We start from the raw sequence: 15,196 nt of genomic DNA, 5'->3' as shown, positions 1-15,196 counted from the left end.
CTATCAGCTAATTCCGGGTGAACTGTAAGGGATTAAGATTGGGTGCGCGGGTGGGGCTGCCGTGCGTACAATTCTGGCGTGACCCCGGCCCTGCCCCTCCTCTCGCCTGCCGACGTGCTGCTGCGCCTGCGTGGGGCGAACGCGCCGGGGATAGCCCTGCTGGAATCGCTGGGGCCAGCCGTGCCGTATGGGCGGTACTCGTTCCTGAGTGCGTGGCCGACGCGGGTGCAGTCCAGCCTGCCGGAGCGGCCCAGCGGCACCTCCCACTTTCCCGCATGGCTGGGCGGCCTGAAATATGAGGCGGCAGGGGCGTTCGGACTGGATACGCATCCGGCGCACGGTGAGGCCGGGTGGTGGGGTTTCTATCCCTCGGGACTGGTCTGGGATAGAGAGGCCGGAACGCTGGAAGTGGTGGGACAGCCGCATGTGGACTGGGAGAAAGTTCTGGCTCTTGATCCGGCTGCGTCCCCGACGTTAAGTGTGAGTGAATTCGGCGCGGACGACGTGGATTATCCGGCGGGTGTGCGGGCCATCCAGGCCCTGATCCGGGCGGGCGAGGTCTATCAGGTCAACCTCTCGCGGGGGGTGCGGGCGCGGGCGCAGGGCGATCCGCTGGCGGCGTACCTGCGCCTGCGGGAACTCAATCCCAGTCCGTTCATGGCCTTTCTCGACATGGGGCCAGAGGTGGTGGTGTCGTGCAGCCCCGAGCGACTGGTGGACTGGGCCGGGCGTGAGATTTCCGCCCGCCCCATTGCCGGAACGCGGCGGCGCGGCCAGACCCCCACCGAGGACATCGCGCTGGAAGCCGAATTGCGTGCCAGCCATAAGGAGGTGGCCGAACACCTGATGCTGGTGGATCTGGTGCGCCATGACCTGGGCCGGGTGGCGGCAGCGGGCAGTGTGCATGTGCCGGAGCTGATGCTGGTGGAACGCTACAGCCACGTCATGCATCTGGTCTCGGAGGTGCGGGGACAGGCGGCAGACGGCGTGACACTGCGCGAGGTGCTGGCCGCCACCTTTCCGGGTGGAACGATCACGGGCGCACCCAAACAGCGGGTGATGACCGCCATCCGGGACCACGAGCCGGGGCCGCGCGGCTGGTACACCGGAAGTGTGGGAATCATCGGCGGCGCGCGGGTGGACCTGAATATCCTGATCCGCACGGCGGCCTTCACGCGGCTAGAAAACGGCTGGGAGGTGGAGGTTCGCGCAGGCGGCGGCACGGTCATCGACTCGGACCCCCGGCATGAATCGGAGGAGACCGTTCATAAGGCCCAGGCGCTTTTGAGTGCGCTGGCAGGTGTGCCTGGGCGCGTTGCCCAGCCGCCTGCACCGCCCACGCCGGGCCGCGTGTGGACCCCTCCAACTGCTTCCGGCACACCGGGTCAGGGCTTGCAGGTGCATTTGCTGGACAACCGCGATTCGTTCACCTGGAATCTGGTCCACGATCTGCGGGCGCTGGGCGCGGCGGTCACGGTCTTCTCTCAGGATTCAGAGGTGTCGGACATCCTGGGCGGCACCCCAGATGCCGTCTTGACCGGGCCGGGGCCGGGAACGCCGGACAGCAGTGATCCCACGCTGGCACTGACGCGCGAATGCCTGCGCCTCGGCCTGCCGCTGCTGGGCGTGTGCCTGGGCCATCAGGCGCTGGGGCAGGTGCTGGGCGGCACAGTGGAACGGGCCGTGCCCGTACATGGCCGCCCGGAAGCGGTGCAGCACGGCGGCGAGGGACTCTTTGAAGGTGTGCCGCCCGCCGCAGAATTCGGGCGCTATCACTCGCTGGTGGTGCGTGACCTGCCGCCGGAATACATCACAGCTACAGGCGCAGGCGGCGAGATCATGGCGCTGGCTGTTCCCAATAAACCCGCCTGGGGAGTGCAGTTCCACCCAGAAAGTGTCCTGAGTCCGGCGGGCCGGGTGCTGCTGGGCAACTGGCTGCGCCTGAGCCGGGCATGGAACACGCAAACGGCGGGGCGGGTGCCGGAGGTTTGAAGCCTCTGCCCCCTGAACTGGATCATCCCGCATGGTTGCATGGGATGACGGCGTTCACTACCGTTCGCACATGCCGGGGCGAAGCGCTGCTGTGGCCCGCGCATCTGGAACGCCTGTGCCAGACCTGTGCGTTTCTGGGCCTGCCTGTCCCGGACGCCGATCTGCCAGCGCTGGAGCCGTGGCCCTGGGGCCTGCTGCGCGTCACGGTGGGGGCGGAGGGCACATTCTGGAGCCACCGCCCGCTGACCCCTGGCCCCCGTCCGGCAGGCGGCGTGCGCGTGCGCCTGACGGACATTCAGGTTCACCCGCAACTGGCCGCGCACAAGACCGGAAATTATCTGCCGTATCGCCTCGCCATGCAGAGGGCTGGGGACGCTTTTGAGGGCTGGCTCGTCGCCCCGGACGGCACGCTGGCCGACGGCTCCCGCACCGCGCCTCTGCTGGAGATTGACGGAGGATTGGTGGTTCCGGCGGGTGGATTGCCGAGCATCACGCGGGCTGCGTTTCTGGAAGGCCGGGAAGGGTCAGAGCGTCAAGTCCATTGCTCGGAACTGCCCACTGTGACCCGTGCGTGGATCTGTGGTAGCGGCGTAGGCATCGTGCCAGTGCGGGAAATTGCGGGAGAGGACTGGAGCGTAAGCCTGCCTGCGGAATGGCCCCAGACGGCTGACTTCACTCTGGTGTGGCCAGAAGGCTGAGGGGGTTGACCAGAACGGCTACATCACACTTTCCGGTCAGACGTCCAGCCGGTCCCACAAGCCCTGCATATCCCCCGGCAGCGCTGCCTCGGCCACCATCTGTGCCCCGGCCCAGGGAAAGGCGATGCGGGCGGCGTGCAGCGCCTGACGCTCCAGGCCCAGTCGGGCGGTGAGTTCGGGGGTCTGTCCAGTCTCGATGAATTCCACGAAGGCGTCTCGCTCGGGGCCGTAGATCTTGTCGCCCACCATCGGCAACCCCAGATGGAACAGGTGCGCCCGAATCTGGTGCAGGCGGCCTGAACGCGGATGCGCCTCAATCAACGCATGTCCATTTCGTTTTTCCAGCACGCGGAAATCGGTGATGGCGGGGCGTCCATTCGGAACCACCGCCTGCCGCATCAGCACCCGGTTGGCCGCGCCCAGGCCCAGATCGCCCAGCGGGGCGTCCAGTGTGCGGCGCTCCCAGTCGGGCGTGCCGCGCACGATGGCCAGGTAGGACTTGCCCACCAGATGCGTCTTGAACAGCGTGAAAAAGCGCCGGGCAGCGTCGGTGTCGCGCGACAGCACCAGCAGGCCGCTGGTCTCGCGGTCCAGCCGGTGCGGCGGCGAGAGGTCCGGCTCCCCGGTTTCGCGCTGCATCCAGTCCAGCACATCCGGCACCTCCACGCGCCCACCACGGTGAACCCGGTGCGTCAGCCACAGCGCGGGCTTGTGGACGATGTAGAAGTCGGGATGCTCGGTGATGATGTGCGGTTTTTCGGGGGCTGGGGCGGTCAAATCTCCCACACGCTCTGATATTCGCGCCCACGCAATCGCTCGGCGAGGTCAACGGTCCGCTCTACTGTTCTGGACAGCCGCTCCGCCAGCCATTCCCCCGGCATCTCCGGCGCGTCCCAGTGGGCCGAGGTGGCGTAGACGAAATGCGGGTTGATGACGCAGCGGAAGTCGTACATCAAACCAAGTGCAAAGGCCCCGTGGCTGAGATACCCATGGTCCAGCCCGCCGGACACCAGAAAAGTGACGGGCTTGTCGAACCACGCGCCGTGCAGACCGCGCTCCGCGTCGCTGCTGCCGGTCAGTTCCACCAGCGTCCGTGCCCCCGAACCCAGCCCCCAGTTGTAGACCGGGACGCCCAGCAGCACGCCGTCCGCCTCCAGAATGGTGCGGTGGTACAGGTCCGCGTTGGGGTGGGCGTAGCACGTGGCGTTGTCAAACGGGGGTAGCGGCGTCTCGCGCAGGTCCAGATGGGTGACCGTGTGGCCCGCCTCACGGAGCTGGCGCGCGGCCAGCGTACACAGCCACGCGCTGCGGCTCTCGGGGTCCAGGCTGGTGGACAGAACAGCAAACTTCATACGAGGAGGCTAGCGTTTTGTCGCGGGTTTGCCCTCTGCCTCAATTCGTTTCAGGTGCGCGATGCGGTCCGGCGTGCCCGGATGGGTGCTGAGCAGATCGAAAATGGACGGGCCGGACTTCTTCGTTGAAGTCTGCGAATCCTTCGCGTCGTCCTTCGCGTCGTCCTTTTCCAACCGGGCCAGCATGGTTTGCAGGGGGCGCGTGGTGCCGTAGGTCCTGAGCATGTACCGGCCCGAAGCCTCGTCCGCCTGGGTTTCCGCCGCGCGCGAGTAGCCGCCGCTGAGCAGGGCTGCCGGAACCGCCGCCGCGAACGTTCCGGCGCTGATCAGATCGCCCGTGATCACGGTGGTCACCAGCGTCAGCCCCAGCGCCTGATACACGCCCGCCAACCCGTGCCGGTTGGTCACATGCCCGGTTTCGTGGGCCAGCACGCCCATCAATTCGCGGTCACTTTTTGCCAGCGCCACCAGTTGATCGGTCATGACCACCGTGCCGCCGGGCAGGGCGAAGGCGTTCGCGCCCAGTTCGCTCACGCCGCCCGCCTCGCCGTCGCGCAGCAGCAGGCGGTAGGGGTAGCCGCCCCCAGCCCAGGCCGCCACCTTGCGGAACTCGGCCTTCAGTTGCTTCTGCCGCGCCGCACTGAGTTTAGATGGGCCGAAATAATCGCCGTTTTCCAGCACGCCGATGGTTTCGCGGTCAAAGGTGGCCAGCACACTGCGGGGCGTGGCGAGGGCGGCCTGCCGCGCCACCGCTGGAATGCCGTAGACGACGAACAGGGCCAGTGCCGCCAGCGAAACCCCCAGCGCGGCCAGCGCCGCCCACCAGCGCGATTCCAGGGCGCGCACGCCGCTCAGGGCGCGGTTGCGTCCGGTGGCGCGTTCCCAGGCACTCACGCCCGCGTCGTCGCGGGTCTCGAAACGGCCTGCGCCGGGGAAGGTGATGGCGCGGCGCACGCCAGGAATCGGGGCCTCCACGCCCAGCGTCCGCGCGGGCCAGCTCTGCGCGAAAGGCAGCGTGCCAGGAAGGCCCAGACCGGCGCTCGCGGCCACCCTCAGCGACGCCGTCTGCGCGTCCACGGTCAATGTCGCGGGCTGATCGCGGCTGCTGCGCCCATCGAAGTACACGCCCTCCAGGATGATCGGCCCATGCTGCTCTGCCATCGCTAGAAGCCCACCTGAATGTCCAGCAGTTCGGTGGCCGCCTCGCCAAACGCCGAGGTTTCGCCGCTTACCCCCGCCGCAAAGTCGTCCAGCGGGGCGATGGCGCGCACGGTCAGGCCGCCCAGCACGTAGCGGTTCTGGCGCACCGCCGCCCACGGGGAGGCCAGCCCCAATGTCAGCACGCGCGCCGCGCTGTTGGTCACGCTGATCCACACCAGCCGCCAGGGGCTGAATGTCGCCCGCGTTCTCACCACGCCGCCCAGTTCCATGTTGTTCAGGACGTAAACCATCGTCGCGCCGCGCACGTATTGCCAGCCCACCACGTACAGAACCAGTACCGCCAGATAGCCAGCCGCTGCCGCCGCCAGAAAGGGTACAGAGGCCGCCAGATTCGCCAGGTCGATGTCGGCGAAATCGAAACTGCCCACCAGCGTGGCGGCCAGCGCCACCAGCGGGATGCCGATCACCACGCCGCCCGCGATGGTCAGTCCCAGCGCGGTCAGGCCGATCAGGTAAAAGGGGCCGACATCGCCCCGGAACGTGGCACGCGCCGAGCCGTAGGCCAGACCGTCCACCTGATAGCGCCGCTGCATGTACCACGCCCACGGCAGCGCCAGCCCAAAGGAAATGCTTGCCACGAAGTTTGCCAGCATGTAGGCCACGTAGGCCCCGCCCGCCGTGCCGTGAAAGCGGAAGCGCAGGCCCCGGTGAACCGTGTTGACCGCCTGAAAGCGCATGGACTGGCGCACCAGCACCGGATAGCCAATCCCATAGACCACGGCCAGCACCACCGCCACCCACTGCGTCCGCTCGAATTGCCCCGAAACCGCGTAGGCCACGAACAGCGCCGCCACGATCAGGTAACCGCGCAGCAGCGCCGCCGGATTGGCGCGGTACTCGAAGTTCTGGCCGTCCACCCAGGTATGCCCATAAAAATACTGCCGGTTGCGAACGCGTGCCCACGGCAGATACAGCCCCAGCGTCACGAAGGTCAGCGCGATGTTCACGATCCACAGCCGGAAATACTCTCCTGCCGTGCCGGTAAAGCCGACGGGATATTCGGTGACGGTGGCGGGGCCGGATTGAACAGCTTCGGAGGACAGAGCTTGAACATGTCGGCCCAGATTCGGAACGTCGTTCGGGGGCGCGGCGGGATCGGTCATCTGCCTGTCATGCTATGCGCTGAAACGGCCTGCGGATAGCGAAACAGCCGGAAGTCAGGGAGCGTAATGGGGGCAGAATACCCCCACCGCATAGCCGTCATGCCAGGAGGGGAGAGGACGGAGAAGCGCACGGATGACGGGTCTGCTGCCGCTCTGCGCGCCCCTATTTCTTCGCCGCCGCCACGATCTGCGGCAGATGGTCAGGCAGCTTCAGCATGGGCAGGTTAAACACGGTTTTCGCTGGCTCGTTGGGGGCGGTGTTGCCCTCCTTGAGCATGGCGTACTGGTCTTTGGTGATCGGCGGATTGGGCAGCAGGTTCATCATCGGCACGGCCAAATTCATCAGCACAATCGGCACAGGCACGATGGGTTTTTTCTTGCCCAGTGCGCCCAGTTCCATTTCCAGCAACTGCCGGAAGGTGTATTCCTCGGGGCCGGTCAGGGCGTAGGTCTCGTTCAAGCCGATGTCCGACTCGGCGGCCCCGGCGAATGCCTGCGCCACATCCTGCACGCTGACGGGCCGGAAGGGAAAGCTGCCGTCGCCGATCTGCGGCACGATGGGGGCCACGCTGACCAGTTCGCGCAGCACCCGCCCGAAGAAGTCGTCGCCCAGACCGAAGATCAGGCTGGGTTCAAAGATGGTGTAGCGCAGGCCGCTGCTCTTGACCAGTGCCTCGGCGCGGCCCTTGCTGGCGCTGTAGCCGCTGGCACTGTCCACGTCAGCTCCCAGGGCGCTCATGTGGACATAACGCGCCCCACGCGGAACCGCTGCCAGCACATGCCGCGTGCCCTCCACATGCACTGCCTGGAAGGTCTGCGCGCCCTTCTCGGCAATGATGCCCACCAGATGGACCACGGCGTCGGGGTCTACCTTTGCCACGGCGGCCAGCACGCTGGCGGGATCGGTCACGTCCAGTGTTATGGCCTGCCCCGCACCGCCCTGCTTGCCTTCCCGGCTGCCTGCCCAAACGTGATGGCCGCGCGAGACGAGTTCCTTCACGATGGCCTGCCCGACGAATCCGGTTCCCCCGGTCACGAGTATCTTCATGGTTGTTCTCCTTTCCTGGTTTGCTTTCAGTGTCTGCTCTCGGTTTCTGTTCTGGGCTTCTGGTCTGGCCTGGGCTTCTAATTTAGCCTGGGCTTCTGGCGTGATTCCGGTGCGGCCTGCAAGGCGTGGTCCAGCGCCTCAGAAATAATGGCTGTGGCTGCGGTGGCGTCGGGTCCGGCATAGATGCCGCCCAGCTCGGCGGCCAGTTCGGGCTGCGCGTTCATCAGCGCCCCGCCCAGAAATACCGGCAGGCCCAGCCGTTGCAGGATAGGCCGCCTGGAAGCTGAGCCTGAATTTATTGCTGTGCCTGCGCCGTTCAGCACCCGTCCCCTCGCCACTTCGCGCGTCGGTGGGTCTTCTGCCGGGGAGGCGTCGGCCACCCAACGCTTGCCGTTCCAGTCCCCGGCCACCCATCCCTGTAAGGCCCAGTCGCCGTTCACGCCCAGCAGGATGGCCTGCGCCTGCCGCTCATGGGCAAAGGTGGTCAGGTCGCCCAGCGGCACGTTCGCGCCCAGGTAGGCCACCCGCACGCCCCGGCGGCGCAGGGCCAGCGTGAGCATCATCAGGCCCAGTTCGTGTTGCTCGCCTGGGGCGCAGGCGGCTACCACCAGCGGGCCGAAGCTGCCGCCCCCGCCCTCCTCGCCCCCCGCGATTTCCATCAGGGCCGACAGGCGTGAGCGCAGGTAATGGCTGGCGGCCCGCTCGTGGGCAATGGTGATCTCGCCGCCCGCCCACAGCATGCCGATTTCCACCAGGGCCGGGGACATCACGTGCGTCAGCACGTCCTCGACGGGCAGGCGGGCGTGCGCCTCGGCCAGCAGGTCCCCGGCCCGCGCATTGTCAGCGCCAATCAATGCCTGTGCCAGCGCGTGGGCCAGCTCGGGCACATCAACCGGGGGGCGGGGGAGCGTGCGGTCTGGCGTGGGGGCAGTCGGCAGTTTTCCGGCGCTGCCCACCGACACCCCGCGCAGCGTCAGTTCCGCCGCCAGTTTGGCACTGACGCCACGCCGCTGGTGCTCCAGCATGATGCCGATATCGCGCACGTCTCCGGGCGAATATAGGCGGTAGCCGTTGGCATCACGGACCGGGCGCGGAAAGCCGTAGCGCCTCTCCCACTGCCGCAGTGTGGCGGCGGGTACGCCCGTCTGCGTCTCCACCTCCGAGGCGGTGAACATGGCGGTTTGCGCCCACTGTTCCTGGTTCCCGCCGTCTGCTGTCATCGCCGCCCATTGTGGCTCAAAGCGGGCCAGCGGGACCGTAACGCTTCGTGCCCACCCCACCCCTCCAGAACAGACAATTCCTTGAGACCCGCCTCACGCGGCAGGTCTCCGCTAGACTGCGCTGCACATGACCCGTCTGCTGCCTCCCCACCGCCCCTTCGCCCCGGTCCGCCCATGAGCCACCTGTCGCGCACCCTACCCGTCAAGCGCGCCGCGCACGTGTATCTGGTCCAGGACGGCAAGCTGCTGCTGGTCGAGGAACGCATGGACGACGGCAGCATCTTTTACGGCCTGCCCGGCGGCAAGGCCCATCCCGGCGAGACGCTGGGGGACGCCGCCGTGCGGCAGGTGCTGGTGGAAACGGGCCTGATCGTCACCGATCTGGTCTTCCTGAGCCTGCTGGAAGGCGAACTGCTGACCGGCACCCGCAACGAGTGTTATGCCAATTTCGGGCGTTTCACCGCCACCTTTTCGGGCGAGCTGAACCCCACCGATCCCGAAGTGGTGGGCATCCGCTGGGTGCCGTTTGAAGAGGTGGAGATGCTGGTCCGCTACGGCCCCCCACCCGAGATCGAGGAGCGCAACCCCCTGATCTGGGTGCCCACCCGCGACTTCGTGAAGGGCCAGCCGCGCGCCTATTACCCGATCTAGGCTGAGGCCCGCAGCAATGGCCCGCACCGCTGTCAGATCATCCCGGAAGCGTTCCAGCTTGCTCTTTTTGGTCTTGCTGGCCGGCGCTCAGGGCCAGACAGTCATTCCCACGCTGCCGCCGCTCTCGGCTTCAGTCGCAGCAAAGCCGATTGGAGACTCGATCTTCCCGGCGCTGGGACAGGCCGGGCTGGACGTGCTGAATTACGATCTGGACCTGACCGTGGACCGCCCCGGCACTTCCGAACTGCGCGGCACGGTGGTTCTGACGGTGACCTCTACCCAGCCGCTGCCCGTGCTGAGCCTGGATTTTCTGGGGCCGCAGGTGATGGAGGTGCGCTGGAACGGCCTGCCTGCCCCTTACCGTCATGATCAGGTGGTGGGCAAGCTGACCATTGAGCCGCCCCAGCCGCTGCTTCCTGGCATGCGGGCCGAAGTGACGGTGCGCTTTGCCGGACAGGTGGGGGTGCGGCCAGACCCGTACCTGCCGATCAACGTGGGCTGGCAGGCGGTCCCGGCAGTGGGTGAGCGGGTGGGCGCAAACTTCACCCTCAGCGAACCGGACGGCACGCGCACCTTTTTACCCGTCAACGATCACCCGTCTGACCCGGCCACCTTCACCACCCGCATCACCGTGCCCGCCGGGTACACGGCAGCGGCCAGCGGCGTGCAGCTTTCCGAGGTCGCTGCGCCGAACGGGGGCCGCACCTTCACCTTCGAGCAGGTGCAGCCGATTCCTACCTACACGCTGGCGATCCATGTCAACCGCTTCGAGCGGGTGGATTCTGCCGCCGTGCCAGTGGGGAAGGGCGGCGCGGACGTGATCCGGCGCGATTATTTTCCTGTGGGCATCCCGGCTGGCACGCGCGACGCCTATGTCTCCACGGGCGAGATTCTGAAGGTGCTGGCCGACTGGTTCGGGCCGTACCCGTTCAGTGCTTACGGTTCGGCCATCGTCACGCCGCGCGTTCCGGCGCTGGAAACGGCCACGCTGTCCACCATGCCGGTGACTTCCAGCAACGTGCGCGTGGTGGTTCACGAGGCGGCCCACCAGTGGTTCGGGAACCGCGTGACGCTGGCCGACTGGTCCGGGGTCTGGCTCAACGAGGGCTTTGCCACCTACGCCGAACTGCTGTGGGCGCAGGCGCAGGGTGAAACTGGGGATGACATGGTGCGCGGCTGGTACGCCCGCGCGGGCCGCAACCAGACCCGTCCGCTCGTCGCCACCACCGAATCCCAACTGTTCGACACCACCTCGTATATCCGGGGTGCGCTGGCCCTGCAAGCCGTTCGTGTGACCGTGGACGACGCGGCTTTCAAGGCGTACTTGCGCGGCTGGGTCTCGGAATTCCAGAATCGCCCCGTGACCACCGCTGATCTGTTGACCTACACCCGCACCACTCTTGGAGCGAGGGCAGAGGCTGCGCTGCGGCTGTGGGCCGAGTCGCCGGAGTTGCCGCCTTTGCCAGAGAAGTAGGGTTCAGGCTGGCGAACGGCTGGAGATGATCAAGCTACCCCACACGCCCGCTGCAACAGTAAATGCAACTCATCTCGCCCCAGCCGCCTTGCGTCCAGTGGCAGGCCATCCGGCAGGCTGCTCAGGCCCTGCACGATAGGGGTGAAACGGAATTCGGGGCGGGCGATCAGGTCACGGCGGGCGGTGAAGGCGATGACGAAATCGGCGCGCAATTCAAAATGGGCGTTCAGCTCGGCGCGCAGCGGAAAGGGATCGCCCGACAGCAGGTCCACCAGCGCCGGATGCGGCTCGAAGCCGTCCTCCAGCTCCTTGAGCAGCCGGGACGTGTCCAGAAAAATGGAGGCGTTGGGCAGCGTGTACCCGGTGATGCGGCGGCGGCAGACTTCCGGCAGGTCACCGCGCACGGCGCTGACGTTGCGCCCTGAGCGCACAGCGCCCCCCAGTAGCGCCCAGAAACGCGACAGGCTGGAATAGCGCGCCAGCTCCACGTAGCCGCCGGGCCTGGTGGCCAGCGGGCGGGTGGGCCGCTCGGCAGAGGCGGTCATAGGCCCATGTTACCCGTTCGCCCTGCCCCCTGGCCCTAAAGGATCGGTGAACATGGGGCTGGGCGCTTTCACCCTGTCGGAAAATGCTGAACGCGGTACAAAGATGTATGACCAAATCTGCTCCCAATCCGATGGCCCTGCTCGCGCAGATCGATATGGACGCCCTGGGCCGCCTGAGCCAGAAGGTGGACCTGCCCGCCCTGCTGAACGCCGCTTCCGGCATGAGCGATGGCCAGCTCAAGCAACTGACGCGCATGCTGGCGGGCGGCAAAGAGGACAAGGCGAAGGAATTGCCCGAGGCCAATGGCGACTTCTACGGCCAGATGGACACCCTGACCGGCGAGGAGCGCGAGGTGGCGATGGTGACGCGCAAGTTCATGCACGACCACGTCGCCCCCATCATGAACGAACACTGGAGCCGCGACGAATTCCCGCAGCAGATCATCCCCGAACTGCGCAAGCTGGACCTGCTGCGCAAAATCTGGAACGAGGATGGCAGCCGTAAACCCAACGCCACCGTGATTGAGGGTCTGATCACGCTGGAAGGCTGCAAGGTGGATGTGTCCACGGCTGTGTTCTTTGGCGTCCACGCGGGTCTGGCCTTCGCCAGCGTCGCGCTGGGCGGCGATGACGCGCAGAAGGCCGAATGGCTGCCCAAGATGATGGATTTCGAGGCCATCGGCGCGTTCGGCCTGACCGAACCCGAGGGCGGCTCGCAGGTCAGCCAGGGCATGCGGACCACCTGCAAGCGCGACGGCGACAGTTGGACCCTGCGCGGCCAGAAAAAGTGGATCGGCAACTCCACCTTCAGCGACATGACCGTGGTGTGGGCGCGCGACGTGGACACCCAGGAGGTGCGCGGCTTCATCGTGCGCGCCGGAACGCCGGGGTACAGCGTCGAGAAGATCGAGGGCAAGATTGCCCTGCGGATCGTGGAAAACGGCCTGATCACCCTGGACGACTGCCGCGTGCCGGACAGTGACCGCCTCCAGAACGTGCAGGGCTGGCGCACCACGGCGGAAGTCCTCAAGCTGACTCGTGCGGGCGTGGCGTGGCAGGGCGTGGGCTGCGCGATGGGCGCATATGAACTGGCCGTGAAATACAGCCAGGAACGCGAGCAGTTCGGCAAGCGCATCGGCGAGTTCCAACTGATCCAGAACCATCTGGTGCATATGCTGGGCAACGTGACCAGCATGTTCGCGCTGTGCCTGCGCCTGAGCCACATGGCCGACGGCGGCGATATGAAGGACGAACACGCCGCGCTGGCGAAGGTTTTCACCGCTGCCCGTTGCCGCGAAACGGTGGCCTTTGCCCGTGAAACCTTCGGCGGCAACGGCATCCTGCTGGAATACGGCGTCGCCAAGCACTTCGCCGACACCGAGGCGATCTATTCCTACGAGGGCACCAACGAGATCAACACGCTGGTGGTGGGCCGGGCTATCACGGGCCTGAGCGCTTTCGTCTGATACAGACTCCGATGGAAGGCGTTGGGAACACTTAAAAATCCGAACGGGACTCGCAGAGCTGCGCTAGCAGAGGAGGAGCCACATACGGGTGCTGTCCCACGAAAACAGTCTGTTCATGACGAGAGGGAGCAGGAGAAAAACAGCCCTCCGGGCGTGGAGTGCAGGAACCCTGCGCCGTCCCGATTTCTGCATGAAACAGGCGGAACAGAGAACAGACGAAACCCGTGTAAACGGTTGAGAGTAAAAGGGGATGAGAGCTGCATACACTCATCCCCTTTTTTCGGGCCATTCTTTTAACCATTCCTAACACAGTGTTTTGTTGTCCCACACTACATTTTCATATGAGCAGCAAGTTAAGCACAGGGGTGGAAACCATGGGTGGACTGGCGGCTAGGTTGGGGGAATGCAAGGCGTTCCCCGCAACCACGACGGTTCGGGAGCGCAGTGCTGGGCTGGCCCCATACCCCCCAGTCCGGCGCGCAAGGAGTAACTATGACCCTGAACCGTGATTTCAATTCCCACCGTCTTTCCTGGCGCGGCATCATCGCTGGCCTGGTCGTCGGACTGGTCTCCACCCTCACCATTATCGCGCTGGGGCTGGTCATCACGGCCCTGACCGGCCTGAGCCTGAGCGGTGTGGGCATCGCCGCTGCCATCTGGACCGGCATTGCCGCGCTGGTGGGCGCGTATCTGGCGGGCCTGACCGCTGTGCGCTCCAGCGCCCCCGCCACCCGCAGTGATGATGGGATCGCCGCCATGACCGGGAGCGACGCCACCCTGACCGGTCTGGTGATGGGCAGCGTGCTGGTGCTGATCACCACGCTGTTCGCCTTTAACAGCGCCTCGCGCATTCTTGGCACGGCCACCAGCGCTCTGGGCGGTCTGGTGGGCACGGCAGCCACCGCCACCGCCGCTGCTGGTGCGGGCGGCGCGCAGGTGCCCGGCATCCAGAACTTCTTTGCCAACATCACCCCCGCCGACGCCGAAGGACTGATCGCCGACAACACCGATCTGGATCAGGAACAGGTCACGGCCACCGCCAACGTGATCTCGGGCATCGTGCGCCGCGCCAGCAACGATCTGGGCGACGTGGACCTGAACAACATCGGCGACTTTGCCCAGGCCCGTGTGGACTCGATCAAGAAGGCCCTGAGCGGCCCGCAGTTCGTGACCCGTCTGGAGCGTCAGGGCCTGAGCAACGCCGAGGCCACCGACGTGCAGGCCGAGGTCAATCAGTCCGTGGACCGCATTCAGAAGCAGACCGATCAGGCCCTCCAGAACGCCGAGAAGACCGCCCGTACCGCTGCCAGCACGGCAGGCTGGGGCTGGCTGCTGGTGGCTGGCCTGACCCTGCTGGCGAGCATCTTCGGTGCGCGTAGCGCGGCCACCGCCCCGGTGACCAACGTCGCCGTCCGCCGCCCCAACTAAGCCTCGCCCACAGAATTTCTTATCAGCCGCGCCTCCAACTTGGGGCGCGGCTTTTTTCGGGCCTTGCCCATGCAAATGCCAGCGCGCCTGAACGAATCCACGACTCCGAACGTGAGCTGTGGCATCATCGGCGAAATGAAAATCAGCTCTCGTCTCTGTCTGTCCCTGCTGCTGCCCCTGCTGCCAGAGCGCCGCGCATGACCGCGCCGAAAGCCGTCCGTCCGCCCTCGCCCGGTGGCCCCTCGATCTTCCTGTGGCTGCTGGGGGCGGTGGCCGCCTTTCTGGCCCTGTTTTTCGTGATCACCTTCGTGCTGCGCCTGATGCCCGATCCGATTGGCCCGCGCGCCGATCTGTTTGCAGAGGGCGCGCGGGTCACCGTGCAGCTCACGGTGGTCAGCGGGTTGATCGGGCTGGTGATCGGCATGATCGCGGGGATTCAGAAGACCAGCGACAACGCCTGGGTCCGTGCGCCCGCCAACTTCTTTATCTGGCTGGTGCGCGGCACGCCGCTGCTGGTGCAGATCCTGTTCGTCTACAACGCGCTGCCGGGCATTCTGGCGGCTGTGGGCATCAACCTGCAACTCAACGAATTCTGGTCCGCCGTGATCGCGCTGTCGCTGAACGTGGGCGCGTACAACGCGGAAGTCATTCGCGCCGGGATTCTGGCGATTCCGCGCGGCCAGACCGAGGCGGCCCGCAGCCTGGGCCTCAGCGGCGCGCAGACCATGACCACCGTGGTGCTGCCCCAGGCTCTGCGAATCGTGGTGCCGCCTCTGGTCAACAACATCGTGGCGCTGCTCAAGGATTCCTCGCTGGCCTCTAGCATCGCCCTGCTGGAATTGACCCTGGCCGGTTCACGCGTCAGTTCCGAGAGCTTCCAGCCCATTCCGGTGCTGACCACCGTGGCCGTGGTGTATCTGGCCCTGACCACCGTGCTGACGCTGTTCACGGACCAGTTGGAGCGGCGGACGAAGATCGCGAGTCGGTGAGAATGGGGC

Annotated in this window: 14 protein-coding genes; 7 read left to right on the top strand and 7 right to left on the bottom strand. The window is 66.3% G+C overall.

All coding sequences use genetic code 11. From position 1 onward, the window contains the following. The first annotated feature begins 78 nt into the window (after positions 1-78). Entirely contained in the window at positions 79-1,992 is a 1,914-nt protein-coding gene (locus Q319_RS0100965; RefSeq protein ID WP_051654997.1) for a chorismate-binding protein, read from the top strand. Further along, positions 1,989-2,690 (top strand): aminotransferase class IV, encoded by a 702-nt coding sequence (locus Q319_RS0100960; protein ID WP_034413270.1) that lies wholly within the window; start codon positions 1,989-1,991, stop codon positions 2,688-2,690. Before Q319_RS0100965 ends, Q319_RS0100960 begins: the two co-directional genes overlap by 4 nt. A 36-nt stretch (positions 2,691-2,726) precedes the next feature. On the opposite strand, the gene Q319_RS0100955 is transcribed toward Q319_RS0100960, so the two are convergent. The 6 genes from Q319_RS0100955 to Q319_RS25280 form a co-directional block, all read right to left on the bottom strand. After that, on the bottom strand, positions 2,727-3,467 hold the full coding sequence (locus Q319_RS0100955) for an RluA family pseudouridine synthase (protein WP_029479868.1): 741 nt from the start codon (positions 3,465-3,467) through the stop codon (positions 2,727-2,729). After that, positions 3,464-4,042 (bottom strand): NADPH-dependent FMN reductase, encoded by a 579-nt coding sequence (locus Q319_RS0100950; RefSeq protein ID WP_029479866.1) that lies wholly within the window; start codon positions 4,040-4,042, stop codon positions 3,464-3,466. The genes Q319_RS0100955 and Q319_RS0100950 overlap by 4 nt, the downstream gene beginning before the upstream one ends. 9 nt (positions 4,043-4,051) lie before the next feature. Further along, positions 4,052-5,203 (bottom strand): M48 family metallopeptidase, encoded by a 1,152-nt coding sequence (locus tag Q319_RS0100945; protein ID WP_029479864.1) that lies wholly within the window; start codon positions 5,201-5,203, stop codon positions 4,052-4,054. A 2-nt stretch (positions 5,204-5,205) separates the two neighbouring features. After that, positions 5,206-6,366, bottom strand: a complete 1,161-nt coding sequence (locus Q319_RS0100940) for a YjgN family protein (protein ID WP_029479862.1) — start codon at positions 6,364-6,366, stop codon at positions 5,206-5,208. A gap of 163 nt (positions 6,367-6,529) precedes the next feature. Then, a complete protein-coding gene (locus Q319_RS0100935; RefSeq protein ID WP_029479860.1) occupies positions 6,530-7,414 on the bottom strand; it encodes a complex I NDUFA9 subunit family protein in 885 nt (294 codons plus the stop codon). 77 nt (positions 7,415-7,491) lie between these two features. Continuing rightward, the gene (locus Q319_RS25280; RefSeq protein ID WP_051654986.1) at positions 7,492-8,634 is read right to left on the bottom strand and encodes a MerR family transcriptional regulator; all 1,143 of its coding nucleotides are present in this window, start codon (positions 8,632-8,634) and stop codon (positions 7,492-7,494) included. A gap of 174 nt (positions 8,635-8,808) precedes the next feature. Between Q319_RS25280 and Q319_RS0100925 the strand changes: the two genes are divergently transcribed. Both Q319_RS0100925 and Q319_RS0100920 read left to right on the top strand, forming a co-directional pair. Beyond that, positions 8,809-9,285 carry an NUDIX domain-containing protein gene (locus Q319_RS0100925; RefSeq protein WP_029479857.1) on the top strand — a complete coding sequence of 159 codons (477 nt, stop codon included), beginning with the start codon at positions 8,809-8,811 and terminating at the stop codon, positions 9,283-9,285. A 73-nt stretch (positions 9,286-9,358) separates the two neighbouring features. Continuing rightward, positions 9,359-10,759 carry a M1 family metallopeptidase gene (locus Q319_RS0100920; protein ID WP_245618868.1) on the top strand — a complete coding sequence of 467 codons (1,401 nt, stop codon included), beginning with the start codon at positions 9,359-9,361 and terminating at the stop codon, positions 10,757-10,759. 29 nt (positions 10,760-10,788) lie between these two features. Here the strand turns inward: Q319_RS0100920 and Q319_RS0100915 are convergent, their stop codons facing one another. Further along, positions 10,789-11,304: a hypothetical protein gene (locus Q319_RS0100915; protein ID WP_029479853.1), complete on the bottom strand. Its 516-nt coding sequence runs from the start codon at positions 11,302-11,304 to the stop codon at positions 10,789-10,791. Positions 11,305-11,411: 107 nt separating this feature from the next. On the opposite strand from Q319_RS0100915, the gene Q319_RS0100910 reads away from it, so the two are divergent. From Q319_RS0100910 to Q319_RS0100895, 3 genes are all read left to right on the top strand, one after another. Beyond that, a complete protein-coding gene (locus Q319_RS0100910) occupies positions 11,412-12,770 on the top strand; it encodes an acyl-CoA dehydrogenase family protein (RefSeq protein ID WP_029479851.1) in 1,359 nt (452 codons plus the stop codon). Positions 12,771-13,262: 492 nt separating this feature from the next. Next, positions 13,263-14,198, top strand: coding sequence for a hypothetical protein (locus Q319_RS0100905; RefSeq protein WP_029479850.1), 936 nt, complete (start codon positions 13,263-13,265; stop codon positions 14,196-14,198). A 197-nt stretch (positions 14,199-14,395) separates the two neighbouring features. Beyond that, positions 14,396-15,187 (top strand): amino acid ABC transporter permease, encoded by a 792-nt coding sequence (locus tag Q319_RS0100895; protein ID WP_029479848.1) that lies wholly within the window; start codon positions 14,396-14,398, stop codon positions 15,185-15,187. Positions 15,188-15,196 lie beyond the last annotated feature (9 nt).

Source organism: Deinococcus marmoris DSM 12784 (genome assembly GCF_000701405.1).
Classification (GTDB): Bacteria; Deinococcota; Deinococci; order Deinococcales; family Deinococcaceae; genus Deinococcus; species Deinococcus marmoris.
This window is presented reverse-complemented; position numbering and strand designations above follow the sequence as displayed.

Excerpts from the sequence above, each read along its gene's own strand:
- Q319_RS0100940 (WP_029479862.1), bottom strand. The coding sequence starts at position 6,366 with ATGACCGATCCCGCCGCGCCCCCGAACGACGTTCCGAATCTGGGCCGA.
- Q319_RS0100905 (WP_029479850.1), top strand. The coding sequence starts at position 13,263 with ATGACCCTGAACCGTGATTTCAATTCCCACCGTCTTTCCTGGCGCGGC.
- Q319_RS0100915 (WP_029479853.1), bottom strand. The coding sequence starts at position 11,304 with ATGACCGCCTCTGCCGAGCGGCCCACCCGCCCGCTGGCCACCAGGCCC.
- Q319_RS0100925 (WP_029479857.1), top strand. The coding sequence starts at position 8,809 with ATGAGCCACCTGTCGCGCACCCTACCCGTCAAGCGCGCCGCGCACGTG.
- Q319_RS0100935 (WP_029479860.1), bottom strand. The coding sequence starts at position 7,414 with ATGAAGATACTCGTGACCGGGGGAACCGGATTCGTCGGGCAGGCCATC.
- Q319_RS25280 (WP_051654986.1), bottom strand. The coding sequence starts at position 8,634 with ATGACAGCAGACGGCGGGAACCAGGAACAGTGGGCGCAAACCGCCATG.
- Q319_RS0100950 (WP_029479866.1), bottom strand. The coding sequence starts at position 4,042 with ATGAAGTTTGCTGTTCTGTCCACCAGCCTGGACCCCGAGAGCCGCAGC.
- Q319_RS0100895 (WP_029479848.1), top strand. The coding sequence starts at position 14,396 with ATGACCGCGCCGAAAGCCGTCCGTCCGCCCTCGCCCGGTGGCCCCTCG.
- Q319_RS0100910 (WP_029479851.1), top strand. The coding sequence starts at position 11,412 with ATGACCAAATCTGCTCCCAATCCGATGGCCCTGCTCGCGCAGATCGAT.
- Q319_RS0100945 (WP_029479864.1), bottom strand. The coding sequence starts at position 5,203 with ATGGCAGAGCAGCATGGGCCGATCATCCTGGAGGGCGTGTACTTCGAT.